The organism is Corynebacterium sp. HMSC065D07 (genome assembly GCF_001810695.1).
Lineage (GTDB): Bacteria > Actinomycetota > Actinomycetes > Mycobacteriales > Mycobacteriaceae > Corynebacterium > Corynebacterium hesseae.
This window is the reverse complement of the sequence record NZ_KV802444.1, coordinates 392-25575: the sequence shown is the minus strand read 5'-3', so window position 1 is coordinate 25575 and position 25184 is coordinate 392. Positions and strand designations below refer to the sequence as shown.

Below are 25184 nucleotides of genomic sequence, written 5' to 3'. Positions count from 1 at the left end.
GCGCCTTCTCCCAGGAAATGAGGGGGAATTAATATAGGCTGCAAAAGGCAATAATAGGTGGTCATCCGAGGAGAGTCGACGTGAAGAAGCTGCAAGGCGTACCAACGATATGCGCTGTCCTCGCGCTGTGCATCGCCGTGATGGTGTACAAGTTCAGCCAGTTCGATGGGCCCCATGCCTTCATCAATATCCTCCCCTTCGACCTCTCCATCTACCGCATGGCGGGCGAAGACCTCAACGCGGGCGGCCTGCTTTACGACGCCCCCTACATCTTCGAGTTCCCCTTCACCTACCCGCCCTTTGCGGGTTTGCTGTTTAAGGTTTTGCCCTTCTTCAGCAAGGGCGCGCTGACCTTTATGTGGCCCTCGCTCATGTTCCTAGCGGTGTTGGCGATCATCGTCATGATCTTCCGTGAGCGGGGCATGAAGATGACCCCGGCGGCCGTCCTGGTAGCGGTGCTGCTCACCGCCCTGACCCCGGCGAATGAGGCGATGCACGGCTCGCTGTACTACGGGCAGGTCAACGTATTCTTGATGCTGCTCGTGGCCCTAGATTTCCTGCCGCTCAAGCGCCGCCTGCCGGGCGTTGGCATCGGCTTGGCCGCGGGAATCAAGCTGACCCCGGCCTATATGGGGCTGGCCTTGCTCTTTGAGAAGCGCTGGTGGGCCGCCGCGGGGGCGGTCATCACCTTCCTGGTTACCGTGGTGCTCGGTTTCCTCTTCGTGCCCGATGCGATGGATTTTTGGACCGACGCCATGTTCAACTCCTCCCGCGTGGGCGAGCACGCCAACCCCGGCGCGAAGTCGCTGCGCTCGCTCATGTACCGCGTTCTAGGCGTCGACGGCGGCATCTGGTGGCTGCTAGCGGTCATCGTGATCTTTGCGCTGACCTGCCTGGCGCTGCGTACCGCATACCTGCGTGGCAACCGCTCGGCGGCCTTCGCGCTGACGGGCCTGAGCACCTGCTTGGTCTCCCCCTTCTCGTGGTACCACCACTTCGTGTGGACCATCCCCTTCGTGGTCATGGTCTTCGTATCGGTCAACCAGGCGCTTAGCGCGCGCCTGTCCGGAAAGTTCGGCGAGCACCTCGCCGGACTCGCCTCCGTGGCGGCCCTGTTCGTGGTGTCGCTGCCGTTTATGTCGGTGCCGGTGTGGTTCACCATGTCCACGGCCAACCTCGATGCGATCGAGTCCTTCCAGCCGTGGGCGACATCGCTGTGGACGCTGTCCTGCGTTGTCTTCATCGCCGTCTACGCGGTGTGGGGATTCGTCGCGCCGCGCAAGCGCGCGGTGGCGGAGAACTAGGGCGACGTTTCGATCAAATAAGAGGGCAAAACCCGCCTGTTTTGGCGCACTATTTGATCGAAACGTCCTCGTCGAGGCGAGGCAGCTTCCCAAAAGGACGTTTCGATCAATTAAGGCCCGGAAAACCATCAGTTTCCGGGCCTTAATTGATCGTTCGGTACTCAGGCTAGAGCGGCAAGAGCTGCTCCATCTCATCCGCGGTGGCCTTGACCACCTTCTGCCAGCTGCCGGTCTCCTCGTACAAGCGGCGCTGGCGCTCATAGCCCGCCCCAGAATCGATGATTTCCTGCACCAGCTGCAGCTCCCGGGCACAGCCCAGCTCTTCTGAGAGCGGGGCCAGCTCCACCAAGAGATCCGCCAGCTCGTCTTTGATCCAGCGCTCATCGGTCTCGCGTGAGGTGATGACCAGCGCGTCCATGCCATAGCGCGCGCCGCGCCACTTATTCTCCGCCACGTGCCAGGGCTGGAGGGTCGGCAGCTGCTCGCCCGCGTCGATCATGCGGTCATAGTGCACCACCAAGCAATGCGTCAGCGCCACGATGGCGGAAAGCTCGCGGAGGTTGGAGGCGGCGTCGGAAATGCGCACCTCCACCGTGCCCCACTTGGAGGCCGGGCGAACATCGAAGTGCATCGAGCCGGTGTGGTTGATGACCCCCGAAATAGCCTGGTCCCGCATGTAGGCCTGCCACTGCTCCCAATTCTCAAACTGGTAAGGCATGCCCGCGGTGGGCAGCTGTTGGTAGAGCATCGTGCGGTTGGAGGCATAGCCGGTATCGAGCCCCTCCCACCCCGGCGAGCAGGCAGAAATGGCCAGCAGGTGGGGGTACTTCGTCATCAGCGCGTTGATGATGGGCCACACGCGTTCCTCGTGGCTGATGCCGACGTGCACGTGCGTGCCCCACAGCAGCATCTGCTGGCCCCAGTACTGTGTGCGGTTGATGATTTCGGAATAGCTCTCCTTGGCGGAGACGGGGTTCTTCCGGAAGTCCGTGAACGGGTGCCCGCCCGAGGCCCACAGGCGCACGTCCATGGAATCGGCCGCCTCACGCACTGCGCTGAGCGACGTCCGAAGGTCCCCCATCGCCTCCGGCACCGTCCGGCACACCCCGGTCACCACCTCCACCGTGTTTTGGAGGAATTCCTTTTCCAGGTGCACGGAGGGGTGGGAGGCGCGGACAACGTCGATAAGCTCGGCGCCGCGTGGCACGAGATCCCAGGTCACTGGGTCAACGAGGGCAACTTCCCACTCAACGCCCAGCGTGGGCTCGGGCGAACGGGCGAAGTTCTCTTCCGGAATATTCACCCATTCATCCTATCCACCAACAGGGTGAATTTAATAAGTTTTTATTCCCTAGGCTTGGGGAACGGCGAGGACCACGACGACGGCATCGCCCTTGGTGTAATCCCCGGTCAGCTCGGCCGGGTACGGCGCGATGGCTTCCGCCGGAACGTTGCCGCCGTAGTACTGGGCGGCGACTTCCTTAGCCAGGTTCTCGGCCGCGGCATCACCCTGCGGGAAGAAGATGGTGGTCTGCGGTGCGACGAGGACATCATCGCTGATGTTTCCTACCTCGGCGACCTTAAACTTTTCGCCCTTGAGGCGCTCGGCCTCATCGGCGGCGTAGTTGACGCGGCCGGAGTTGTTGTAGACGTTGACGGGGATCTCCGCCTGCGGGCGATCGGCATTGCCTGCGGGTGCACCGGCCTCGGCGTTCTCACCATGCTCAGCGCCGGCCTCAGCTGCGTTCTCCGAGTCGGCGTCGGTATCAGCCGGGCGCTCGTTCTCGTCGGCGTCCTTATTCTTGTCGGCTTCGCCCGCAGCGCCGCCGGTATGGGCGTCGCCCTCGGCGCCACCGGTGGCGGGTCCGGACACGGCGGCGTCGTTGGCGGGCGCGTCCTGGGCGGTGTCCTCGGAGCTATCCGAGGTCATGGCGTACAGAGCCCACATGCCGAGCATGACGGCCACGGCGATGAGCACCATAGCGACACCACGCAGCGGGAGCTTGCTAGCGGAGGCCGGGGCGGCGGCCGAGTCGGACTCGGCGGCGTGGCGCGCGCGGTCAGCGGACGAGGCAGAGTTTTCCGGATTCACATTAGTCACATTGGTCACTCTAGTATCTGCGGGCCCTAGTCCGGCGCATTGTCGCGTGCGGCGCGCCGGATGTCCTCGCGGGCGTCGCGAAGCCGGCGCAAACGGGTGACCAGCAACGGGTAGGAGGCGTGCGCGGCGGGGTTGTCGAGCAGCACGTTGAGGCGTTGGTGATAGCGCACCGGAGTAATGTCCAGCTGCGTGCGGATGGCCTCCTCCTTGGCGCCGATATCGCGCGGGGCGTGGGACTCGAACTCCAAAATCGCGGCGTCTAGGTCTGACAGGGAATGCATGCTTAAACTGTATTCCATGACTATTCGTCCCATCGTTATCCACGGCGACCCGGTCCTCCACAACCCCACCGAGCCGGTCACCGAGCCCATCGACTCCCCCGAGCTGCAGGAGCTCATCGCGGACATGCACGAAACCATGGACGCCGCGCACGGAGTTGGCCTGGCCGCAAACCAGATCGGCGTGAACAAGCGCCTCTTTGTCTACCACTGCCCCGACACCGACGGGCCTGATGGCACCGAGCTGCCCGAAGGCGGCATGCGCCGCGGGTGCGTCATCAACCCGGTGCTGGAAACCTCCGAGATCCCGGAGACCATGCCGGCTGACGACGGTTCCGAGGACGAAGGCTGCCTCTCCGTTCCGGGCGAGGGCTTCCCCACCGGCCGCGCCGACTGGGCCCGCGTGACCGGCAAGAATGAAAAGGGCGAGGACATCTCCATCGAGGGCTATGGCTTCTTCGCGCGCATGCTGCAGCACGAAACCGGCCACCTCGACGGCTTCGTCTACACCGACGTGCTTACCGGCCGCTACAAGCGCCAGGCCAAGAAGGCTATTAAGCGCAACGGCTGGACCGAGGCCGGCCTCACCTGGGTTCCGGGCGAGGACGAAGACCCCTTCGGGCACGAGGACTAATGTCCCGCATCTTCCGCTCCGATGCCGTCCAGGTGGGCGAGCGCGTGGTGGCCCGGCGCGATCTCGGCGGCGTGCACAGCGATGTGATTGGCCACGTGCTCAGCGTAGATCCGCTGGTCATCCGCCCACAGGAGGTGGGCGGCTACCCGTCTTCGCTCGACGCAGTGGAGATCCCGCCGGAGCAGCTCAAGATTATTAAGCGCCTCTCCCCGCGCACGATCCGCAATTCCGATATCCGCGCCGTCGAGGTCGCCACCGCAGCCGCCTTCCCGGGCAAGGAGCACACGTGGACGTCTGATGGCCAGTGGCTCATGCGCGCGGGCGATGGCGTGACGGGCCGCTCCAATTCGGCGGTGCCGCTGGGACCTTCTGCGGGTTTCCTGCCGGTGCCTTTCGATGAGATTGAAGCCTTCTATGCACGCCACGATCTTCCGGTGTGTTTGGCCATCCCGGAGCGCATCGGCAAGTCTGCTGAGAAGCTCGTGGCGGCGCAGCCCGAAGCGTGGGAGCTCGAACCGGAAATCCTGGTGATGGTCCGAGACCTGGATGAGCTGCCGGCGCTTTCCGACGTCCACTTCGTCATCGATGAGCAACCCGATGCCGAGTGGCTCAACCTCTATCACTTCCGCGGCCAAGCCCTGCCACCGCTGGCGCTGGAGTACCTGCGCAGCCACATCGAGGGCACGATGGGCTTCGGACGCCTCCTCTCCCCTGCGGGCGAAACTATCGCGATTACCCGCGGCACGCTCACCGAATCCGGGGACGGCACCGTGTGGCTGGGTTACTCCGCCGTGGAGGTGGCCGAAGGCTGGCGCCGCAAGGGCCTGGGCACCGCGCTGGGCGCGCACATGCTGGCCTGGGGCAAGGCACAGGGCGCGGAGAAGGCCTACCTGCAGGTCGTGGCGCACAATACGGCAGGCATTCGCCTCTACGAGAAGCTCGGCTTCTTAGAGCAGCACCGCCACCGTTACGCCCGCCGCCTGCCTCAAGTACCCTAAACCACATGCGCATAGCTTCGTGGAACATCAACTCCGTTCGCACCCGCGCGCAGCGCGCGGTGGATCTTCTGGCCAAGCACGACATCGACGTGCTCTGCCTGCAAGAAACCAAGGTGGCGGATGCGAAGTTCCCCCGCGAGCCTTTTGAGGAGGCCGGCTACCACGTCACCTGCCACGGGCTGAACCAGTGGAATGGCGTGGCCATTGTGTCTAAGGAGGAGCCGGAGGAGGTCCAGACCTTCTTCCCCGGTCAGCCGGGGTTCCACAAGGACCCCGCCAAGGAGCAAGCGCGCGAGGCTCGGGCGGTATCGGCCCGCATCCGCGGGATTGAGATCTGGTCCCTCTACGTTCCCAACGGACGCGAGATCACGGACCGCCACTTCGACTACAAGCTGGACTTCCTCTACTCTTTGGCGCGCTATGCGGAGACTCGGGCGCAGTCGAAACTCTTGCTCACGGGTGACTTCAACATTGCGCCGCGCGATGAGGACGTCTGGGATATGTCCCTTTTCCGCGGCAAAACGCACGTCACCGAACCGGAGCGCGCGGCCTTCCAGATGTTGGAGGAAGCCGGGCTTGAGGAGGTCACACGCCGCTTCACCGAGGAAGACCGCTGGACCTACTTTGATTACAAGTCCTTGCGCTTCCAGAAAAACGAGGGCATGCGCATCGATTTCCAGCTGGCCAGCGAGCCGCTTGCACGTCTGGTCCAAGGTGCCCAGGTGGACATGGTTGAGCGCGCCGGCGACAAGACCTCCGACCACGTGCCACTGATCGCGGATTTCGATGTCCCCGATTTCGCGTCGGTGCGCTAGCCTGCCATGAACCTCAACATCGATCTCTCCGTCTGGCAGCTTGTGCTGCTGATCATTGACTACGGCATCAAAATCATCGCCATCGGCGTGGTCCCCGAAGGCCGCCGCCCGTCTAGCTCCACCGCTTGGCTGCTGGCCATTCTGGTGCTGCCGATCGTGGGCCTGCCCCTGTTCTTGCTCATGGGCTCGCCCTATATCAACCGCCGGCGCCACCGCATCCAGCAAGAGGCCAACGCGCTGCTTAACGACGTCACCGCCTCCACCCCCAACCACCCCTCGGGCCGCCTCTCCCCGGAGGTGGAATCCCTCATCCAGCTCAACCGCAACCTCACCGGGCACCCGGCTCTGATTGGGCATAACAAGGGCTTGCACGCCTCCTATGAGGAGGCCATCCTGGCCATGGCGCGGGCCGTGGACCGCGCTGAGAAATACGTGCTCATTGAAATCTACATCCAGTCCTGGGATGAGGTGACCGATGTCTTCTTCCAATCCCTCGCCCGTGCCCGCCAGCGCGGCGTGGAGGTCAAGCTGCTGCTGGATCAGATCGGCAGCCTGAAGTACAAGGGTTACTTCACGCTGGGCAAACGCCTCACCGAGATAGACGTCGATTGGCGGCTCATGCTTCCGCTGCAGCTGCATAAGGGCCGCTTCCGCCGCCCGGACCTGCGCAATCACCGCAAGATCGTGGTCATCGACGGCCACACGGGTTTCTTGGGCTCGATGAACATGATTAAGCGCGAATACAAGACGAAGGACCGCGCATGGATCGACTACATGGTCGAGATGACCGGCCCTGTGGTGACGTCCTTGGCCTCGGTGTTCGCGGTGGATTGGTACCTGGAATCTGAGGAGCAGCTGTCCTTGGACATGCAGCCCTATGACGACGCCATGACCGCGGACTCCAACCACCTCCAGCTGGTCCCCTCCGGTCCCGGCTACACCACGGAACCTAACCTGCGTATGTTCAATTCGGTGGTGCACCACGCGAAGGAGAAGCTCATCCTTTGCTCGCCCTACTTCGTTCCGGACGAGTCCCTCTTGGAAGCGGTCACCACCGCGTGCTACCGCGACGTCGAGGTGGAGCTCCTGGTTTCAGCGAAGGCGGACCAGTTCATGGTCAACCACGCGCAGTCCTCCTACTACCAGGCGCTCTTAGAGGCTGGCGTGCGGATCTTCCAATTCCCCGAGCCCTTCGTGCTGCACTCCAAGTTCATCCTGGCGGACCCGAATCTTCCGGAGCGCGACCCACTGTGCATGTTTGGTTCCTCCAACATGGACATGCGTTCCTTCGGCCTCAACTATGAATCAACGATGCTGGTGGCCAAGGGCGACCTCATCGAGGATTTCACCCAGCTGGCGAGGAATTACAAGAAGGTCTGCCACGAGCTCACCCTCGAGGAGTGGAACGAGCGCGGCCTGCTGCGCCGCTACGTGGACAACGTCATGCGCCTAACCTCCGCCCTGCAGTAGACCCACCAAAAGCAAAAGGCATCTCCCAGAAGGCGTCCACCAAAAGGCGTTTTTGGTCCTAAAAACGCCATCTAGCGCCCGCAAAAGGCGTTTTCAGAGGCAAAGACGCCCTTTGACTGATGCCTTTTGCAGGGCGCCGTTTGCAAGGCGCCGTGCGCTAAGCCGTGCGTACTAAGCGGCGCCGCGGGCCAGCCGCGTAGACACCACAAGGCCGCACAGCGAGATGAAGCTGCAGCACACCATTCCGGTGGCCATGGTCAGCGCCGCATTTGAGCCCCATCCCATCAGCGGGCTGATGGCGCTGGCCAGCAAGGACTGACCAAAGCCCATGATGGCGGACACGCTGCCCGCGCGCGGGCGCATGAGGCCCGTCGCCAGCGCGGTGGCGTTGCCCATGATGAAGCCGGTCGGCGCCACACACGCAAAGAGCACGAGGAGGCACGCCCACACCGGGGCGCCGAGCAGCACCGCCAGCAACAAGAACACCCCACACGCAAGAACGCCGCAAACACCGATGCGCAGCATGACCGCCGGGGAGACCGAATCCATCGCCCGCGAATTCACCAGCGTGGCCATAAAGAGGCCCACGGAGTTGATGCCGAAAACCAGCGAATAGCCCAGCGGCGAAAAGCCCCACTGGTCTTGCACCACGAAGGCCGAGGCCGCGATGTAGCAGAACATCGAGCAGAAACCGAAGGCCATGGTCACCAGGTAGCCCCACACCCGGGCATTGGTCAGGACCGCCCAGTAGTTGCCCGCCACCGTGCGGAACAGCCCGGCGCGGGAGCGCCCACCCGCGGTTTCCGGAACGATGGCAATCGCCAGCACCAACTGCACCGCATGCAGCCCGGCGAGCACCCAAAAGATGCCGCGCCAGCCCAGCGGCTCCGCCAGAACACCGCCGAGCACTGGGGCCACCGCCGGCGCGATGCCCTGCAGCGCCATGAGCAGCGAATACGCCTTCGCGGCAGCCGCGCCGTGCACGAGGTCAGGTACCACCGCGCGGGCCAGTACCACGCACGCGCCGCCGCCGAGGCCCTGCAGCACGCGGGCGGCCACGAGCACGGTGGCGGTCGGAGCCAGCGCCGCCAACACGGAGGCCACTAGCGCGAGGCAGGCACCGGCGATGAGGAGGCGTTTGCGCCCGATGGCGTCGGAAAGCGGGCCCATCACCAGCTGTCCCACGCCCATGCCGATGAAGAAGCCTGAGATGGTCAGCTGGACCATCGCCCGGGTGGTGCCCAGATCGGCGAGGATCTCCGGCATCACCGGCAAGTACATATCAGTGGCAAAAGGCGCTGTTGCGGACAACAGCGCCAATGTAGCCAGGAGTGGAAAAGGAATCACGCGTCGCGCTGCTCCAGCACAATGACGCCGAAAATCCACAGCACCGCGGCCCAACCGAAGAAGACGAGGGCCTCAAATCCTACCGATGACCACGGCGCGTTCTCATCTACATAGTTCACCGCCCAGTTCTGGAAGGCAGTAAAGGGCATGAAGTGAATGGCCTTATCGCCCACCGTCGGCAGCACACGCACGATGTTTTCCAACCCCAAGTACAAGATGAGGGAAATCGCCACCGTGCCGGCGGTCTGCCGCAACAGCATGCCCAGGCCCTGCACGAAGGCAACCACGCCGAAGGCCGCGAGAGGGAAGGACCACAGCATGTACTTGCCGTCCTCGCTGGCAAAGGGCTGGAAAGCCTCCGCCGCCGATTCGTTGGTCGTCATATCCGCCAACACGAAGATGTACACCAGGCTCAAGAAAGCAATGATGGCCGCGATCACGCCGTAGAGCAGCAGCTTGGCACAGGCCACTGTCCAGCGCTTCGGGTTGGTCATGAAGGTCAAGGATTGCGTCTTATAGCGGTATTCCGTGGTCACCACCATCGCGCCCTGGATCATTATGATCGGCATGCCCATGAGCAAGAGGATGGAGGCCAAGGCCCGCTCCTGCAGCGGGCTAATGCCCAGCACCGCCTCGCCCGCGTTCAGCGAGTTCAGCAGCGTCCATCCGGTCACGATGAGAATGATGAGGGCCGTGGTCCACCAGAAGGACTTCGTCGTGCGCAGCTTCGTCCACTCCGCATGCACAGTGTTGAAAAACATTAGCGCTGTACCTCTTCCTTCGGTGCCGCCGCCTGGTACTGCACCGCGCGTTCCGTCATAGTCACGTAGGCCTCTTCCAGCGAGGCGCGGTGGAGCGTCAATTCCGTCAGCGGCACACCCGTGGAGTAAGCCAGCTGACCCACGTAATCCGTGGTTTGGTTCGGAATAACCAAGGTGCGGCGCTGCTCCTCATCAACCGACTCGCTATACGTGATGCCGGCTTCCTTCAGCGCCGAGCCGAACTCGCGCAGGTGCTCCGAGCGCACGATAACCGAGGCACTGGAGTTTTCCTTGACAAAGTCATAGGTGCGTTGATTAGCCAAGAGCCTTCCGCGGCCAATCACCACGAGGTGGTCCGCGGTTTGCGCCATCTCCGCCAGCAGGTGCGAAGAGATAAGCACCGTGCGGCCCTCCGCCGCCAGCGCCCGCACGAGCGAGCGCACCCAGCGAATACCTTCCGGGTCTAGGCCGTTGACCGGCTCATCCAGGATCAGCACGCCCGGATCCCCCAACAGGGCGGCCGCTAAACCGAGGCGCTGGCCCATACCGAGGGAGAAGCCGCCGGCCTTCTTGCCTGCCACATCAGCCAAGCCCACAAGCCCCAGCACCTCATCGACGCGGGAAGTAGGAATGCCATTAGCCTGCGCCATCCACGTCAGGTGATTGGCGGCGGTGCGGTTGGCGTGGACCGCTTTAGCGTCGAGAAGCGCGCCCACCTCACGCAGCGGGTTTTTCAGCTCGCGGTAGGGCTTGCCGTGCACCAGGGCGGTGCCAGCGGTGGGCTTGTCCAAGCCCAGGATCATGCGCATCGTCGTTGATTTTCCAGCGCCGTTAGGCCCCAGAAAGCCGGTCACTTGTCCCGGCTTCACCTGGAAGGTGAGGTCATCGACGGCGCGGACAGACTTGTACTGTTTGGTCAGTCCGGCTACTTCAATCATGCCCTACAGCGTGCCACAGGTTCCCGCCGCGCGCCTGTATCAGCTGCTGATTTCCTCCCAGCGCTCCAGCAGCCGCGGCAGCGCTTCCCGGAAGGGAGCCAAGAGATCTAGCTCTTCTACCTGGTTAAACGGCACCCAGCGCAGCTCGGCGGATTCCGCATTGGCGGTCGTCTCCAGCCGCTGGCCCGAGACAGTCCGCGCCAACACCGTGGTATAGGTCCAGCCTTCCTCGAAGGGCCCGGAGGTGACCAGCGCATCCAGCACCTCGACGTCTGAGGCCGAGATTCCGGTTTCCTCCGCCGTCTCCCTCAGCGCTGCCTGCTCCGGGGACTCCGGCTTATCCCGCGCCCCGCCCGGAATTCCCCAGGTCCCGCCATTATTCGTCCACGTGGCACGGTGCTGGAGCAACACCTCATCCCCCGCCACCAAGAAAAGGCCAGCAGCTCCAAACTTGCCCCATACCGGCACCCCGCCCGGCCCCTTAGACCAGCCATCACCGGAGAGTTCTGGGTTTACGCGTGTACACATGCCTTCCACGATACGTCAGAAGCAGCCCGCGCCACCCTGCCCCAAATCATCGCGCGACGCGCTCAAGGGCGCTATCCTAAGGGAATGACCGGCCCGGCCACCGAACTGCGCGAGCACTCCCCCGAATCATGGGGCGATCACTGGCTCGATGAAGTCACCGAGCCCGCCAGCCCGGCGTTTAGCCGCCCGACGCAGCTGGCCATGAGCTCCTTCGCCGGCCCCGCGCGCGTCATCCGGCGCCTCTATAGCTTCGCGGCCACCACGCCCGGCAAGCTTTTTACGGTCACCGTCATCCTCACCGTCGCGCTCGCGGCGGCCGGCTTTTCCATGTCTTCATCCTCGGCTTCAAGGCACGATGACCTGGATACCTTGCTGACCTCCACCGAGCCGATGTCGAATGCGGCTCACCACCTCTACACCAACCTGTCCCTGGCGGATACCGTGGCCACCACCGGCTTCGTGCAGGCGGGTGTGGAGCCGGAGGTGAACCGCAACCGCTATAACGAGGCCATCGATGCCGCCTCCGTCGCCGCCACGGAGGCCATCGTGGGCACCTCCGCGGAGGATGAGCGCGTGCGCGAGCTCGTCACGTTTATCCAACGCAAGCTGCCGGTGTATACCGCGCTCGTGGAAAAGGCCCGCGTCAATCACCGCGCGGGCCACGCCGTGGCGAATTCCTATATGTCGAACGCCTCGGCGCTCATGCGGACCCAGATCCTCCCCGCCGCCGCGGAGCTGTTCACCTTGACGTCGGAAAAGGTGAGCCAACAGCAGCAGCGCCTGACCCGCCCGCAGTGGGTGCCACTATCTGGTCTGGTCGCCGCGCTCATCTTCCTCGGCCTGGCGCAGTGGTGGCTATGGCGGCTGACCCGCCGCCGCTTCAACCGCGGTTTCGTGGTGGCCACGGGGCTGTTGTTCCTGGCGCTGGTGTGGGCCTCCGCCTCCAATTTCGCCACGTGGGCCTCGGGCCACCAGGGTTTCGAAACGGTGTCGCGCCCCTGGGATTCGCTGACCGCCTCCCGCATCGAGGCCCAGCAGATGCGCACCTCGGAGACCCTCGCCCTGGTCCTGCGCTCCTCTCAGCAGGACATGTCCGTGCACTTTAATTCCACGGTGTACTCCGTCAACCAGGCCCTGCGGGACTATGAGCAGGCGCTTGTCGACGACGACTTCCCCTCCTCCGATCCCACCCTGATTCCCCACGCGAAGCAGGCAGTGGAGGATTGGACGACCACGCACGAGAACTTCATGGAGGATCTCTCCATGGGTGACTACGATGCCGCGCTGTACCAGGCCACCGCCATCGATCCGGACGGTGACCCCACCGCCGCCAGCGCCTTCAACGCCGTGGATAATTCCTTGGCCGCGCTCATCGACCAGGCCCGCGACGCCATGCGCATCTACCTGGTCCAGGGGCTCAACGCCATGACCATGGTGTCTACCGGCGTGCTCCTGGCTACCTTCGGCGCGATTATCGCTGTGTGGTTGGGAATCCGCCCCCGTCTGCAGGAGTACCTGTGATGCGCCGCCCTACCACGAAACGCCCAGCCTGGACCGTGTCCCTGCTCGTGCTCAGCAGCGCCGTGGCGCTCAGCGCTTGCGAGCCGGAGCCGCCCAGCGCGCCGGATCCCATCCTGCCGTCTACCGCGAACCTCGATTCCACGCCGGGCCCGCCGCTGCCGGAGGACGCCATCATCGAGCCCGCAGGCAGCGGTGAGGTGTCCAAGCAAAGCGATGCCGAAGCCTACGGCTCCTACCGCCCGGACGATAAGACGCCGAAGGAGCGCGTGCCCAAGATCCTGGAGCGCGGCCGGCTCATCGTGGGCGTGGACCGCTCCAATAACCTGCTCAGCTACCGCGATACCGCCACCGGCGAGGTCCGCGGCTTCGAGGTCGACATCGCCCGCGAAATTGCACGCGATATCTTTGGGGATCCCAACAAGGTGGACTTCCGCTTCGTGGAAGCTTCCGAGCGCGCGCGTGCCCTCAACGACCGCACGGTGGACATCGTCATCCGCACCATGACGATCAGCCCCACACGCCAGCGCGAAGTCGCCTTCTCCATTCCCTATATGCAAACGGATGCCCGCTTGCTGGTGCTGAAGAACTCCGGCATTCACTCCATCGCGGATACCGCCGGGTTGACCTTGTGCGCGACGAAGGGTTCCACCATGGTGGACGCGATACGCAAGCACGCGCCTACTTCCGATATCTTGGAGACCCGCGCCTGGGGCGATTGCCTCATGGCGCTGCAGCTGGGGCAAACGGACGGCATCGTGGTGGATGATGCCCTGCTCTCCGGGATGCTGGCGCAGGATCGCTACACGGAGATCGTCGGCGATCCCCTCGAAAGCCAAAGCTATGGCGTAGCCGTGCGCAAACCCGATGGCTCTTATGACTCGCGCCCGCTCATCCGCCAGGTCAACTCCACGCTGGAGCGCATCCGCAAGGACGGGACCTGGCAGAAGCTCTTCAGCACGTGGTTGGGGGATTATATGGAACAGCCTTTGCTCCCGGCACCGAAGTACCTCGATGAGACTCCACCCGCGACGGAATCGCAGCCGAGTTCCCCAACCAGCAACCAGCCCGGTGAGAAGAAGGAGGGGCACTAATGTCGCACCGCTTCAGCGAGGATGAGCTCGACCACCTCACGCCCGAAGAGCACGAAGACGCGCAGCCCGAAGCCGCAGATCCCGGAGCCGTGGAGCCCGAAGCTGCCGACGCCACCCAGGCCGTGCGCTTCGATCCCTTCGCCGATGAGGACGATGATTTTTCGGAGGACCACCACCTCGGCGCCTCGCCTGCGGAACCAGGGGATCCGGGAACAGCGCCCGGCGCCAACAACGCGGAAGCCTCCGACCGCACCGCGGCAGTCCCCTTCGATCCCTTCGCGGATGACCTCGAGGAGGAGGACCTCGGCGCCACCGGCGCCGTCCTCTCCCCAGCGGACCGCCCCGGCGCGCATGGCACCGCGACGGGCAAACCCGACGACGGCGAATACGTCGATTCGGATAACATCGCGGCACTCATCGAGGAGCTGGGGCAGCTGCGTGATCGTCGCAAAGCAGAGGACCCCTCGCGGGCCTCGCGACGCCGCGCGCTCGATACCTTCCGCCAGCGCCGCGCCACCAAGCGCACCGACCGCGAGGTGGCCGATGGCATGGCCACCTTGCCCTTCGTGGTCCCGGTAGATCCCAGCGAGGCGCTCATCGATCCGAAGGATGCGCCCCGCGCCGCACCCCCGCAGCTCAAGCCGGGCGACATGGTGGCCGGCCAGTATGAAATCCTCGGCGTGCTCGCCCATGGCGGGTTGGGGTGGATCTACCTGGCCAATGACCACTTCGTCTCCGGGCGCATCGTGGTGCTCAAGGGCATGCAATCCACCAACTCCGCCGAAGAGACAGCGACTGCGGAGGCGGAGCGCGAGTTCCTCGCGGACATCACACACCCGAATATCGTGAAGATTTTCAACTTCATCGATGACCCCCGCGTCCCCGGCGGCTTCATCGTCATGGAATACGTGGGCGGCCCCTCGCTCAAGCAGCGCCGCAACGACCAAGTCAATGACCGCTTCCCGGTCGACACCGCGATTGCCTACATCCTGGAAATCCTGCCCGCCCTGGACTACCTGCATGCCCGCGGCGTGGTCTACAACGATTTGAAGCCCTCCAACATCATCGTCACCGAGGACCAGGTCAAGCTCATCGATCTGGGCGCGGTCTCCGGCATCGGCGCCTTCGGCCACATCTATGGCACACAGGGTTTCCAGGCCCCGGAGATCGCCACCCAGGGCCCCTCGGTGGCCAGCGATATTTACTCCATCGGCCGCACACTGGCCTGCTTGACGTTGAAGCTGCCGGTGGAGGATGGCGTCTATAAGCCCGGCCTACCCTCCCCTACCGAGGAGCCGCTGCTGCGCCGCTACCTCTCCTTCTACCGCCTGCTGTTGCGCGCTACCGATCCTGACCCGGAGCAGCGCTTCGCGTCCGTGTCCGAGCTCCGCAACCAGCTCTTCGGAGTGCTGCGTGAGGTCATCGCGCTGCGCGATGGCATCCAGCACCCAGCCCAACACTCCGTCTTCTCCCCGCAGCGTACGACCTTCGGCACGAAGCACTTGGTCTTCCGCACCGACCAGCTCATCGACGGCATCGACCGCACCGTGCGCATCACCGCCCCCGAGGTGGTCTCCGCGCTGCCCATCCCGCTCATCGTCCGCTCCGATATCGGCGCCCCGCTGCTGCAGGGTTCCTCCTACACCGAGCCGCAGGAAGCGCTGGAAACCCTGCGCCAGGCCATGCAGACCCCGGAGTACGAGGAGTCCGCGGAGATTCCCCTCGGCGTGGTGCGCGCCATGATTGATCTGGGATACATCGGCCAGGCACGCGAGTGGCTGACCTCCATCGAGGAGCGCTTGGGCAAGGACTGGCGCTTCCACTGGTACTCGGGCGTGACCGAGCTGCTGCTGGATAAGTACCGCGAGGCCCAGGCCCATTTCGCCCACGTCCTCGACGTGCTGCCCGGTGAGGCTGCCCCCAAACTAGCCATCGGCGCGGTCAACGAGCTCATCCTGCAGCAGCTGGGTTTTTCGGAAGCCGCGCTTATCGACGCCTCCGTCGCCCGCGCCTGCGCCAACCTCACTACGTCGCTGGCGGATCTGCCCAACGATGCTTTCGAGGATCAGCCCGGCATCTGGGACCACGTCACCGATGATCCGGCCCACCTGCGCTTCAACTCGCTGCGCCTCTACGGCATCGTGTGGGCCACGAACCCGACGACGGTCTCCTCCGCCTTCGGCCTGGCCCGCCAGCTGCGCGCCGAGCACCAGGTTGAGCTCGCCGTGGCTACCTTGGATAAGGTGCCCAATGCGTCGCGCCATCACCGCATGGCCCGCTTGACCACGGTCCTGCAGCTCATCGTGCACGATCTCTCCGAGTCCCGCATCCGCCGTGCCGCCCGCCGCTTGGAGGAGATTCCGCAGAACGAGCCGCGCTTCTTGCAGATCAAAATTGCGGTCATCTCCGCCGGGCTGACCTTCTTGCGCGAGGCAGATCTCGACGCCGCGGCCTCCCCCAACGACCTCTTCGAGTTCCCCTTTACCCAGCGCGGCCTGCGCTATGGCCTGGCGGATACCCTGCGGGCACTGGCCCGCCAGGCACCGTTTGCCCGCCACCGCTACGCGCTGGTGGACTTGGCCAATAAGGTCCGCCCGGTCACGATGTTCTAGACGTCGGCATAGCCGACGCCCGGCCTAGTACAGGCCCGCCTCCCGAGCCATGGCCGCAATGCCCGCGGACTTCTGCGCGATGGCCAGCTCCTCGTTGGTCGGCACCACGAAGACCTTGACCTGGGAATCCGCGGTCGAAATCATGCGCGGCTCCTTCGAGCGCACGAGGTTGGCTTCCTTATCGAAGTCAATGCCGTACATGTCCAGGTTGTACAGCGAATCCTGGCGGACCTCAGTATCGTTCTCACCCACGCCGGCGGTAAACGTAATCGCGTCCACGCGGCCCAGCGCAATCATGTATGCACCGATGAAGCGGCGCAGCTGGTGGATGTAGATGTTATAGGCCAGCCAGGCATCCTGGTCCTCGTTGTTGATGCGCTCGCGCAGCACGCGGAAATCGTTGACACCCGCAATGCCCTTCACACCGGAGCGCTTGTTCAACAGGTTATCGATCTCATCGATCGACATCCCTGCCTCACGGGAGAGGTGGAAGATAATACCCGGGTCAATATCGCCCGAGCGCGTGCCCATGGCCAGACCCGCCAACGGGGTCAGGCCCATCGAGGTATCAATCGGGCGGCCGTTGCGAATCGCCGCCGCCGAGGCACCGTTGCCCAGGTGCAGCGTGATCTGGTGGACGTGGCCCGGGTCGCGGTCCAAGAGCTTCGGCACCTGCTGCGAGACGAACTCGTGGGAGGTTCCGTGGAAGCCGTAGCGGCGGATATCGTACTGCGAGGCCACATCGTTATTGATGGCATAGAGCGCGGCCGCCGGCGGCATGTGGTTGAAGAAGGCCGTATCAAAGACCGCCACGTGCGGGATATCCGGCAGCAGCTTGCGCGCCACGCGGATGCCGTCCAGGTTGGCCGGGTTGTGCAGCGGCGCGAGCGGGATGAGGTCCTCGATCATGGACTCAATCTGGTCCACGATGAGCTGCGGCTCGCTGAACAGGCGCCCACCGTGCACAACGCGGTGGCCCACGGCGATGACCTCGACATCCGTCGGGCCCACGCCGTGCTCGTGCATGATGCCGAACGCGCGGTCGAGGCCGAAGGAGTGGGTAGGAATCTCCAGCTCTTCCTTGTATTCCTCACCGCCCGTCTTGACGGTCACCGCACCCTGCGGCTCTCCGACCTGCTCCACCAAGCCGGAGACCAGCGGGGTATCCGTGGCCGAGCTTTCCGGGTCCACCAGCTGGAACTTAACCGAGGAGGAACCCGAATTGAGAACGAGTACGTACGCCATCTACTTCACCCCTGCCTGGATAGCGGTGATAGCCACCGTGTTGATGATGTCCGGAACGGTCGCGCCACGCGAGAGGTCATTGACCGGCTTGTTCAGCCCCTGCAGAATCGGGCCCACCGCCAACGCGCCACCGGTGCGCTGCGCCGTCTTATAACCAATGTTGCCGGCCTCCAGGTCCGGGAAGACGAAGACCGTAGCCTTACCCGCAACGTCAGATTCCGGCGCCTTCTTGGCGGCCACGCCGGGGTCACAGGCAGCGTCGAACTGCAGCGGACCATCCACCGCCACGGAAGAATCGATGCCGCGAGCCACCTCGACGGCCTGCGTCACCTTCTCCACGTCCGGGCCAGCGCCCGAGGTACCCGTCGAGTAGGACAGCAGCGCCACGCGCGGGTCCAGGCCAAACTGTGCCGCGGTCTGCGCGGACACGATGGCGATCTCGCCGAGCTGCTCCGGGGTCGGGTTCGGGTTCACCGCGCAATCACCGAACGCCCACAGGCGGCCCGGCATCACCATGAGGAAGATGGAGGAAACCACGGAAGCCTCCGGCTTGGTCTTGATGATCTGGAAGGAAGGCTTAATGGTGTGCGCCGTGGTGTGCGCCGCGCCGGAGACCATGCCATCGGCCAAGCCCTTGTGCACCATCATCGTGGCGAAGTAGGACACGTCCTTCATGGTCTCGCGCGCCTGCTCCAGCGTCACGCCCTTCTTCTTGCGCAGCTCCACAAAGTCCGCTGCAAATTCCTCCGCCAACGGGGATTCCAGGTGGTTGATGATCTCCACGCTACTCAGGTCGATCCCGAGTTCCTGGGCGCGCTTTTCGACGTCCCCGTCACCCAGAATCGTCAGCTTCGCCACCTTGCCCTTGATGAGCTCCCCCGCGGCCTGAAGGATGCGGTCATCCTCGCCCTCCGGCAGCACGATGTGCGCCCCGATTTCGCGGGCCTGATCCAGAAGCTGCTTCTGGAAGAGCTCGGCGCACATATAGGGCTCGATGTCCTCCAGGGAGGAAATCGCACTGGGGACGGAGGAGACGTCGCCCACCGCGCCCACCACGGTGGCGCCCACCGAGCGCGCGTGCTCCAGTGCCAGCTCTGCGGCGCGGTCAGGCGCGTCGGAAACCAGCACGAAGGGCAGGCCCAGAGCGGCTGCGGCCTTGGCGTCAAAGTCCATAACGCCTGTTCCCTGAAGGACCAGGTTGCCCGCGGGGGCGTTGTCCAAAACCTCGCTGAGCGTGGTTCCCAAGTCATCGACCTGGGCGAAGGTGGCTCCTAGTTCCTGAGCCACAGCAGCAACGTCCAAGCCGTCGAAGCCGCGCCCGATGACGCTGATAAAGGCAGAATTGCGTGAGGACTTGGCGGTCATGACCAACCTTTCTCTGCATAGAAGGTGTGTACCCGGGGTCACAATTTGGGACACACAGTGACACTACGACACTTTCACAGTACGGGAACACATCCCTGCTCGCCGCCCGCTTGACGCTTTTCCTCATCAACTTCCCAGGCCACCGACACCTATCCCGGAACCACAGTGTGCTATCCCACAGTAACTTGTCTCCCGTGAGCACCCGGAGTAGGCTCCTAACCAGGATTGTTACTTCGGGCAAGACCTAGGCTCCCCACTCTTAGCCGCGTGGGGATGGTTCGCTATGAACCATTGTGGCCTAGGTCTTTTGTGGTTTTCACAGGCCCTTAACTCGCGAAAGGATTCTCATGTCGACTGATATTCGCTCGGCAGCCGAGGCCATCCTGGATGGCATCGGCGGGGCGGAGAACATCACCTCTCTCACGCACTGCGCCACCCGCCTGCGCTTTGAGCTGGCTGATGCCTCCAAGGCAGACAAGGAAACACTCGAGGCCATCCCCAAGGTCATGGGTGCCGTGCCCCAGGGCGGCCGCAACTACCAGGTTGTCATCGGCGGTGACGTGGCCACGGTCTATGACGAGATCAAGGCCCTCCCGCAGATGAAGAACCGCAACCAGTCCGGCGGCCAAACTAATGACGATGTCAAGGCCGCCGCCCGCGCCAAGTCCAAGGGCAAGCTGCCGTGGATGGACGCCTTCTTCGAGTACCTTTCTGACTCCTTCCGCCCGATTCTGGGCGTGCTGCTGGGCGCTTCCCTCATCATCGCCTTCGCCTCCGTCCTGGACGCTTTCGGCGTCGTGGACTTCCGTTCCCCGGACAAGCCTGCCTCCTGGTTCTTCGTGGACGCCATGTGGCGCTCCGTGTTCTACTTCCTGCCGGTGATGGTGGCCTACAACGCTGGTAAGAAGCTGCGCATCGACCCGTGGGTCCCAGCCACCATCATGGCGGCGCTCTTCACCCCGGAGTTCCTGAATCTTTCGGAGAACCCCGCCGTCCAGTGCGTCACCAACGACACCCTCGGCGCTGAGCAGTGCTCCATCGAAATCTTCGGCTTGACCATGCAGCTGCAGGACTACGGCGGAAACGTCTTCGTCCCGCTCATCATGGCGGCCGTCGCCGCACTCTTCTACAAGGGCTTCCAGAAGATCATCCCGTCCGCGGTGCACATGGTCTTCGTCCCCTTCCTCACCCTGCTCTTCGTCATCCCGCTGACCGCCTTCCTCATTGGCCCGTTCGGCGTGTGGGCCGGTAACGGCATTGGCGCTGGCCTGTCCTGGATGAATGACAACGTTCCGTTCGTCTTCGCCCTGGCTATCCCGATGCTCTACCCGTTCCTCGTCCCGCTGGGCCTGCACTGGCCGCTCAACGCCCTCATGCTGGTCAACATTCAAACCTTGGGCTATGACTTCATCCAGGGCCCGATGGGCGCATGGAACTTCGCCTGCTTCGGCGCTACCGCTGGCGTGCTGGCACTGTCCATCCGTGACCACGACACCGTGATGCGTCAGACCTCCGGCTCTGCCCTCCTGGCTGGCCTGCTCGGCGGCGTGTCCGAGCCTTCCCTCTACGGTATCCACCTGCGCTACAAGAGGATTTACCCGCGCATGCTGGTGGGCTGCTTCGCTGGTGGCCTGACCGTGGCCCTGTTGACCCTGGGCACGAACGGCATTACTACCGACGCCTTCGTCTTCACCTCCCTGCTGACCATCCCGGTCTTCACCCCGATGGCCAAGTACGCCATCGCCATCGCAGTGGCCTTCTTCGTGGCCTTCTTCCTCATCCTCTTCACCGACTACCGCACCCCGGAGGAGCGCGCTGAGGCTAAGGCCGCCCGCGAGGCAGCCGAGAAGGCCGAGCTCGACAACGCCAACACCGCCGACAACGCCGCGCTTGCCGACGCCCCCGCAGCAACCGCCGCTGCCGGCGCTGGCGCCGGTGCCGCCACCGCAACCGCCACCAAGGCTGACGCCCCGGCCAAGGCCGCTGAGCCTGCCGCTGGCACCACCACCGACATCGCCTCCCCGGCTGCCGGCAAGGTTGTTCCCATGGCTGATATCGATGACCCGGTCTTCTCCGCCGGCACCCTGGGCGACGGCGTGGGCATCGTCCCCGAAAACAACGAAGTCTACGCCCCGGTCAGCGGCACCGTGATGAGTGCCATGAAGTCCGGCCACGCCTACGGCATCAAGACTGAAGACGGCGTGGAGGTCCTCGTCCACATCGGCATCAACACCGTGAAGATGAAGGGCGAAGGTTTCGCCCCGGCCGTCAAGAAGGGCGACACGGTCAAGCAGGGCGAGCTGCTTGCCACCGTTGACTTCGCCAAGGTCACCGAAGCCGGCTACGACACCACCATCGTCCTTGCCGTGACCAACACCAAGGCGCTGTCCGCCGTCACCCCGGCTGGTCTCAACCACGCCGCCGCTGGCGATACGGTCATCACCACGACCCGCTAAAGGACCCACTAGGGAACCTTTAGCACGCCTTTGACGAACCCTGACTAAGCTGGCTCGATGTATCTACCATCGTGGCTGGCTTTAGTCGTTTTCACCCCAACCGACTAGCCTGATCCGGCTAGCCCCAACCGGCTAGCCTTAACCGGTTAAGCTCAACCAGAAAGGTGCCCTGTGCAACTGTTGCGCGTGTTCAATAACAACGTCGTGCTCGCACGGCGCGGCGCGGAGGACGTCATTGTCACCGGCCGCGGCATCGGCTTCCAAGCCAAACCTGGCACTGAGGTTGACCCGGCCAAGGTGGTGAAGGTCTTCGTCCCTGATTCCGGCCGCGATCCGGACCACCTCGCCGCCATGATCGCCGGCATTCCCGGCGAATACGTCCAGCTGGTCATCGACGCCATGCACTCCGTCGACATGTCTGAGGCACTGCGCAGCAAACTCACGCTGGTCGTGGCTATTGCGGATCACATCCACGGCGCGGTCAGCCGCGGCAACACCGTGTCCTATCCATTGGAAGCTGAGGTGCGCCACCTCTACGCCGATGACTTTGCCCTGGCGCAACGGCTTCTCGACGCCATCAACAGCGGCCTGCACAAACCACTGGCTCCTGACGAAGCCGTGGCCATCACCCTGCACCTGGTCAACGCCGGCTTCGCGGTGGGGGATCTCTCCGGCACCTACCGCATGACGGGCCTCATCCAACAGATCCTGGCCGTCATCGGTTCCCACAACGATACGGAGCTCAACAGCGAGGACATCTCCGTCGCCCGCTTCATCACGCACCTCCGCTACCTCTTCGTACGCATGGCGGAACACCAACAGCTCGACTCCGACGACCGCCAGGTGGCCACCGCCATCTCCGCACGCTACCCCGATGCCGTCGAGACTGCCCAGATGGTGGCTAACCTGATTGAGCTGCGCCTCGACAGTGCATTAACCCCCGATGAAGTCTCCTACCTGACGCTGCATATCGCGCGGCTAGAGGAGTCCTCCGCTTAACTAGGCCTAGTCATCGGCAGAGCGGGTCAGCTTCGGGTCGACGTCCACAACCGGTTCCGGAACCTCAATGACCTCAATATCGGAGACGGCAGTGGCGTTCGTCTCCACGGGCTGCGAGTCACCGTGAACGGTTCTATCAGCATTCGGCCCGACAGTGATCTTTCCAGCCGCCAGCGCTGCCCTGTCGCGGGCGGTCTCAACGTCCTCAGCAGTCGTGGCCACCATGCCCATGCGTCGGCCGGCGTAGGCCCACGGCTTACCAAACAGACGCACATCCGTCTCCTCGTAGGAAAGGGCGGTGTCGAGGCCGGTAAAGGAGACGTCATCAAGCTCAGCGTCCGCGTGCAGAATGACCGCAGCACCGGGGCTGACCAACGTCACGTCAATAGGGAAGCCCAGAATCGCACGGACGTGCAGCTCAAACTCGGAGAAGCGCTGCGTATACCCAGTCAGCATGGCGGTATCCAAAGGACGCGGCGAGACAGATGAGAAGTACACCTCATCGCCCGCCACAAAGAGCTCTACGCCGTAGACGCCACGCCCGCCCAACTCATTAGAAATACGCGCTGCAACGGAGCGCGCGTTCGCCAGGGCGTCCTCACTCATCGCCATGGGCTGCCAGGATTCCACCAAGTCACCGTTCTCATGGCGGTGGCCGATGGGCTCACTGAACCACGTGGCCATCTTGCCCGTGGCCGGGTCAATAGAGCGCACAGCAAGCAGCGTGACCTCATAATCGAAGTCAACGAAGCGCTCCACCACCACGCGCTTATACTCCGAAGACACGTGGCGCACCATGGACCACGCCTCCGCCACGTCCTCTTCTTCCTTAAGAAGGACGTGTCCCTTCCCGGAGGTCGTAATATCCGGCTTCACGATGCACGGCAGCCCCAGCTCCCCCACCGCGTCCTGCAACTCTTCAGCGGACTCAGCAAAGCGATAGGCCGTGACAGGCAGGCCGATGCTCTCAGCCACCTCACGAACGCTCTCGCGGCACTGTGTTAGCTCACACGCCCGCGCCGAGGGTACAACGGTGGTGCCGAATTCCTCAATCCGCTTCAGCGCCTCCACCGCGACGGTCTCCACTTCCGGGACCACGTAGTCCGGTTTGATGCGCTCGGTCAGCTCCCACACCTTGTGCGGGTCCCTGATGTCTGCAATATAGCTAAAGTGCGCAAGCTGCTGCGCGGGTGCTCCTGCGTAGCGGTCCACGGCGTGGACCTCAAGCCCTAAGTTCTGAAAGGCAATGACCAACTGCTTGCCCAGCTCGCCCGCTCCCAGGAGCAGCACCTTGGTGGCGTTTCCTGTCAGAGGGGTTCCGATCTGGCCTGCGATGTCGCCTACGGTAATCATTCTCGAATTATCGCATACTTCTGGCGCTGCATTGCTTGGCGACGTCCCCCCCAAATCCCACCATCCCAACCCCACCGGGCAGCGGCTGGCCAGCGCCACGCCCCGAACCCTAGGATCACCAAAGCCCCCTCCCTCACCGCAGGGAAACGGTGGAAAAGGGATCCTGGTCTTTAGACTGATGAGGTGCTGATCTGGCAAAACTGCCAACTCGACGAGTTCTACCCAGTGGTATTCCTCGACGCGCTACGCGTGAAAATCCGCGATGGCCACCGCGTGGTCAATAAGGCCTGCTATATGGCAATCGGTGTGGACATCGACGGCATCAAGCACATCCTGGGATTGTGGATCGCTGACAATGAAGGTGCCGCCTTCTGGGCATCAGTCTGCGCAGATCTGACCAACCGTGGCGTCCAAGACGCGTTCATCGTGTGCTACGACGGGCTCAAAGACTTGCCGGAAGCAGCGGAGGCTACCTGGCCGAATTCCATGGTGCAGACCTGTATTGCGCACCTGAACCGAGCTGCGAACCGGTGGGTGTCGTATCAGGACCACAAAGGTGTCTCCCGTGCGTTACGTGAGGTCTACACGGCCGCCAACGAGGACACTGCCCGCGACGCCCTGGACGCGTTCGAAGCCAGTGAACTGGGCCGTAAATACCCGCAATCGGTCAAAGTCTGGCGCGACGCCTGGGACCGGTTCGTGCCGTTTATGCAGTTCCCGCCAGCGGCTCGCCGGGTGATCTACACCACAAACTCGATCGAATCGCTCGACGCTGAACTGCGTAAAGCTACCCGTAACCGCGGGCAATTCCCGAACGACACCGCGGCGCTGAAAACGCTGTGGTTGATGATCTGCAACATCGAGGACAAGCGCGCTGCCCAGCGAGCGAAAAAGCGAAGCGCGACATCGAATGCAATGGCTATATTGAAGGAGCGAAAGCCACCGGGTGGAAACAAGCCGTCAACCAACTAGCTGTGGCATACCCCGCCCGATTAGCGGACTACTTAAAAACCAAAACACCGCACACAAACAATCGGACACTCTCTGCAGTTCAGGTGCTGGAAATCAATGTGTGCGGACACACTTTCTGTCCTTTAACCGGCCCTTCCGGTTTTAGAGTGCGTTGATTTTGTCCTGTAGTTGTCCGGAGTGGATCAGGCACCGCAAGATGTAGTGGTTGAGGTTTTTGAAACCTAGGGCGATGCCGCGTAGGTGTTCGAGTCTGCCGTTGATTGCCTCGACGGGGCCGTTGGATGCACCGATATCAAAGTAGGCGAGCACATCTTTGCGTCGACGCCACAGTGGGCGCCCCAGTTGGGCGAGCTCGTCTAGGACCTGACCCCCGGAAAGTAGACACGTCGGGGGTTA

At 63.5% G+C, this 25184-nt stretch carries 20 protein-coding genes and 2 pseudogenes; 11 read left to right on the top strand and 11 right to left on the bottom strand.

What is annotated here, in order from left to right; translation table 11 throughout:
- Positions 1-80: 80 nt before the first annotated feature.
- Complete coding sequence (locus tag HMPREF2760_RS05640; protein ID WP_070522645.1) at positions 81-1304, top strand: glycosyltransferase 87 family protein; 1224 nt, start codon at positions 81-83, stop codon at positions 1302-1304.
- A 166-nt stretch (positions 1305-1470) separates the two neighbouring features.
- Here the strand turns inward: HMPREF2760_RS05640 and HMPREF2760_RS05635 are convergent, their stop codons facing one another.
- The 3 genes from HMPREF2760_RS05635 to HMPREF2760_RS05625 are packed head-to-tail and all read right to left on the bottom strand — an operon-like array spanning position 1471 to position 3686.
- Positions 1471-2607: a glutamate--cysteine ligase gene (locus HMPREF2760_RS05635; RefSeq protein ID WP_070522642.1), complete on the bottom strand. Its 1137-nt coding sequence runs from the start codon at positions 2605-2607 to the stop codon at positions 1471-1473.
- 48 nt (positions 2608-2655) lie between these two features.
- On the bottom strand, positions 2656-3405 hold the full coding sequence (locus HMPREF2760_RS05630; protein WP_070522998.1) for a LytR C-terminal domain-containing protein: 750 nt from the start codon (positions 3403-3405) through the stop codon (positions 2656-2658).
- 26 nt (positions 3406-3431) lie between these two features.
- Complete coding sequence (locus HMPREF2760_RS05625) at positions 3432-3686, bottom strand: DUF3263 domain-containing protein (protein WP_070522640.1); 255 nt, start codon at positions 3684-3686, stop codon at positions 3432-3434.
- Positions 3687-3702: 16 nt separating this feature from the next.
- Here HMPREF2760_RS05625 and HMPREF2760_RS05620 point away from each other — a divergent pair, with 16 nt between their 5' ends.
- From HMPREF2760_RS05620 to HMPREF2760_RS05605, 4 genes are read left to right on the top strand one after another with little or no spacing between them, the layout of a single operon-like run.
- Positions 3703-4317, top strand: a complete 615-nt coding sequence (locus HMPREF2760_RS05620) for a peptide deformylase (RefSeq protein ID WP_070522995.1) — start codon at positions 3703-3705, stop codon at positions 4315-4317.
- The gene (locus HMPREF2760_RS05615; RefSeq protein WP_070522638.1) at positions 4317-5315 is read left to right on the top strand and encodes an N-acetylglutamate synthase, CG3035 family; all 999 of its coding nucleotides are present in this window, start codon (positions 4317-4319) and stop codon (positions 5313-5315) included. The genes HMPREF2760_RS05620 and HMPREF2760_RS05615 overlap by 1 nt, the downstream gene beginning before the upstream one ends.
- A gap of 5 nt (positions 5316-5320) precedes the next feature.
- The gene (locus HMPREF2760_RS05610) at positions 5321-6130 is read left to right on the top strand and encodes an exodeoxyribonuclease III (protein ID WP_070522635.1); all 810 of its coding nucleotides are present in this window, start codon (positions 5321-5323) and stop codon (positions 6128-6130) included.
- A gap of 6 nt (positions 6131-6136) precedes the next feature.
- Positions 6137-7600, top strand: coding sequence for a phospholipase D-like domain-containing protein (locus tag HMPREF2760_RS05605; RefSeq protein ID WP_070522631.1), 1464 nt, complete (start codon positions 6137-6139; stop codon positions 7598-7600).
- Positions 7601-7771: 171 nt separating this feature from the next.
- On the opposite strand, the gene HMPREF2760_RS05600 is transcribed toward HMPREF2760_RS05605, so the two are convergent.
- Genes HMPREF2760_RS05600 through HMPREF2760_RS05585 form a run of 4 tightly spaced genes read right to left on the bottom strand, consistent with a single transcriptional unit; the run spans position 7772 to position 11174 of the window.
- Positions 7772-8947, bottom strand: a complete 1176-nt coding sequence (locus HMPREF2760_RS05600; RefSeq protein ID WP_070522628.1) for a multidrug effflux MFS transporter — start codon at positions 8945-8947, stop codon at positions 7772-7774.
- Positions 8944-9708 carry an ABC transporter permease gene (locus tag HMPREF2760_RS05595; protein WP_070522625.1) on the bottom strand — a complete coding sequence of 255 codons (765 nt, stop codon included), beginning with the start codon at positions 9706-9708 and terminating at the stop codon, positions 8944-8946. The genes HMPREF2760_RS05600 and HMPREF2760_RS05595 overlap by 4 nt, the downstream gene beginning before the upstream one ends.
- A complete protein-coding gene (locus HMPREF2760_RS05590; RefSeq protein ID WP_070522620.1) occupies positions 9708-10646 on the bottom strand; it encodes an ABC transporter ATP-binding protein in 939 nt (312 codons plus the stop codon). Before HMPREF2760_RS05590 ends, HMPREF2760_RS05595 begins: the two co-directional genes overlap by 1 nt.
- Positions 10647-10685: 39 nt before the next feature.
- Entirely contained in the window at positions 10686-11174 is a 489-nt protein-coding gene (locus tag HMPREF2760_RS05585; RefSeq protein WP_070596813.1) for an NUDIX domain-containing protein, read from the bottom strand.
- An 84-nt stretch (positions 11175-11258) separates the two neighbouring features.
- Here HMPREF2760_RS05585 and HMPREF2760_RS05580 point away from each other — a divergent pair, with 84 nt between their 5' ends.
- From HMPREF2760_RS05580 to HMPREF2760_RS05570, 3 genes are read left to right on the top strand one after another with little or no spacing between them, the layout of a single operon-like run.
- Complete coding sequence (locus HMPREF2760_RS05580; RefSeq protein ID WP_070596812.1) at positions 11259-12695, top strand: hypothetical protein; 1437 nt, start codon at positions 11259-11261, stop codon at positions 12693-12695.
- Positions 12695-13786: a glutamate ABC transporter substrate-binding protein gene (locus tag HMPREF2760_RS05575; protein WP_070596811.1), complete on the top strand. Its 1092-nt coding sequence runs from the start codon at positions 12695-12697 to the stop codon at positions 13784-13786. The genes HMPREF2760_RS05580 and HMPREF2760_RS05575 overlap by 1 nt, the downstream gene beginning before the upstream one ends.
- Positions 13786-16398: a tetratricopeptide repeat protein gene (locus HMPREF2760_RS05570; protein WP_070596810.1), complete on the top strand. Its 2613-nt coding sequence runs from the start codon at positions 13786-13788 to the stop codon at positions 16396-16398. Before HMPREF2760_RS05575 ends, HMPREF2760_RS05570 begins: the two co-directional genes overlap by 1 nt.
- 24 nt (positions 16399-16422) lie before the next feature.
- Here the strand turns inward: HMPREF2760_RS05570 and HMPREF2760_RS05565 are convergent, their stop codons facing one another.
- Together HMPREF2760_RS05565 and pta are read right to left on the bottom strand one after the other, a co-directional pair.
- Positions 16423-17643 carry an acetate kinase gene (locus HMPREF2760_RS05565; RefSeq protein WP_070562459.1) on the bottom strand — a complete coding sequence of 407 codons (1221 nt, stop codon included), beginning with the start codon at positions 17641-17643 and terminating at the stop codon, positions 16423-16425.
- Complete coding sequence (gene pta / locus HMPREF2760_RS05560; protein WP_070596809.1) at positions 17644-19008, bottom strand: phosphate acetyltransferase; 1365 nt, start codon at positions 19006-19008, stop codon at positions 17644-17646.
- Between the two features lie 347 nt (positions 19009-19355).
- On the opposite strand from pta, the gene HMPREF2760_RS05555 reads away from it, so the two are divergent.
- Positions 19356-21464 (top strand): glucose PTS transporter subunit IIA, encoded by a 2109-nt coding sequence (locus tag HMPREF2760_RS05555; protein ID WP_070596808.1) that lies wholly within the window; start codon positions 19356-19358, stop codon positions 21462-21464.
- Between the two features lie 171 nt (positions 21465-21635).
- Entirely contained in the window at positions 21636-22463 is an 828-nt protein-coding gene (locus tag HMPREF2760_RS05550) for a PRD domain-containing protein (protein ID WP_070596807.1), read from the top strand.
- Between the two features lie 6 nt (positions 22464-22469).
- Here HMPREF2760_RS05550 and purT read toward each other — a convergent pair whose 3' ends face one another.
- The gene (purT, locus tag HMPREF2760_RS05545) at positions 22470-23816 is read right to left on the bottom strand and encodes a formate-dependent phosphoribosylglycinamide formyltransferase (RefSeq protein WP_070596806.1); all 1347 of its coding nucleotides are present in this window, start codon (positions 23814-23816) and stop codon (positions 22470-22472) included.
- Between the two features lie 177 nt (positions 23817-23993).
- Between purT and HMPREF2760_RS05540 the strand changes: the two are divergent.
- A pseudogene (locus tag HMPREF2760_RS05540) lies at positions 23994-24823 on the top strand (IS256 family transposase); the annotation flags it as partial.
- Positions 24824-24929: 106 nt separating this feature from the next.
- On the opposite strand, the pseudogene HMPREF2760_RS05535 reads toward HMPREF2760_RS05540, so the two are convergent.
- A pseudogene (locus HMPREF2760_RS05535) lies at positions 24930-25148 on the bottom strand (transposase); the annotation flags it as partial.
- Positions 25149-25184 lie beyond the last annotated feature (36 nt).

Coding starts and splice junctions, on each gene's coding strand:
- HMPREF2760_RS05625 (WP_070522640.1), bottom strand. CDS start 3,686: ATGCATTCCCTGTCAGACCTAGACGCCGCGATTTTGGAGTTCGAGTCC.
- HMPREF2760_RS05620 (WP_070522995.1), top strand. CDS start 3,703: ATGACTATTCGTCCCATCGTTATCCACGGCGACCCGGTCCTCCACAAC.
- HMPREF2760_RS05615 (WP_070522638.1), top strand. CDS start 4,317: ATGTCCCGCATCTTCCGCTCCGATGCCGTCCAGGTGGGCGAGCGCGTG.
- HMPREF2760_RS05610 (WP_070522635.1), top strand. CDS start 5,321: ATGCGCATAGCTTCGTGGAACATCAACTCCGTTCGCACCCGCGCGCAG.
- HMPREF2760_RS05605 (WP_070522631.1), top strand. CDS start 6,137: ATGAACCTCAACATCGATCTCTCCGTCTGGCAGCTTGTGCTGCTGATC.
- HMPREF2760_RS05595 (WP_070522625.1), bottom strand. CDS start 9,708: ATGTTTTTCAACACTGTGCATGCGGAGTGGACGAAGCTGCGCACGACG.
- HMPREF2760_RS05590 (WP_070522620.1), bottom strand. CDS start 10,646: ATGATTGAAGTAGCCGGACTGACCAAACAGTACAAGTCTGTCCGCGCC.
- HMPREF2760_RS05585 (WP_070596813.1), bottom strand. CDS start 11,174: ATGTGTACACGCGTAAACCCAGAACTCTCCGGTGATGGCTGGTCTAAG.
- HMPREF2760_RS05580 (WP_070596812.1), top strand. CDS start 11,259: ATGACCGGCCCGGCCACCGAACTGCGCGAGCACTCCCCCGAATCATGG.
- HMPREF2760_RS05575 (WP_070596811.1), top strand. CDS start 12,695: ATGCGCCGCCCTACCACGAAACGCCCAGCCTGGACCGTGTCCCTGCTC.
- HMPREF2760_RS05570 (WP_070596810.1), top strand. CDS start 13,786: ATGTCGCACCGCTTCAGCGAGGATGAGCTCGACCACCTCACGCCCGAA.
- HMPREF2760_RS05565 (WP_070562459.1), bottom strand. CDS start 17,643: ATGGCGTACGTACTCGTTCTCAATTCGGGTTCCTCCTCGGTTAAGTTC.
- pta (WP_070596809.1), bottom strand. CDS start 19,008: ATGACCGCCAAGTCCTCACGCAATTCTGCCTTTATCAGCGTCATCGGG.
- HMPREF2760_RS05555 (WP_070596808.1), top strand. CDS start 19,356: ATGTCGACTGATATTCGCTCGGCAGCCGAGGCCATCCTGGATGGCATC.
- purT (WP_070596806.1), bottom strand. CDS start 23,816: ATGATTACCGTAGGCGACATCGCAGGCCAGATCGGAACCCCTCTGACA.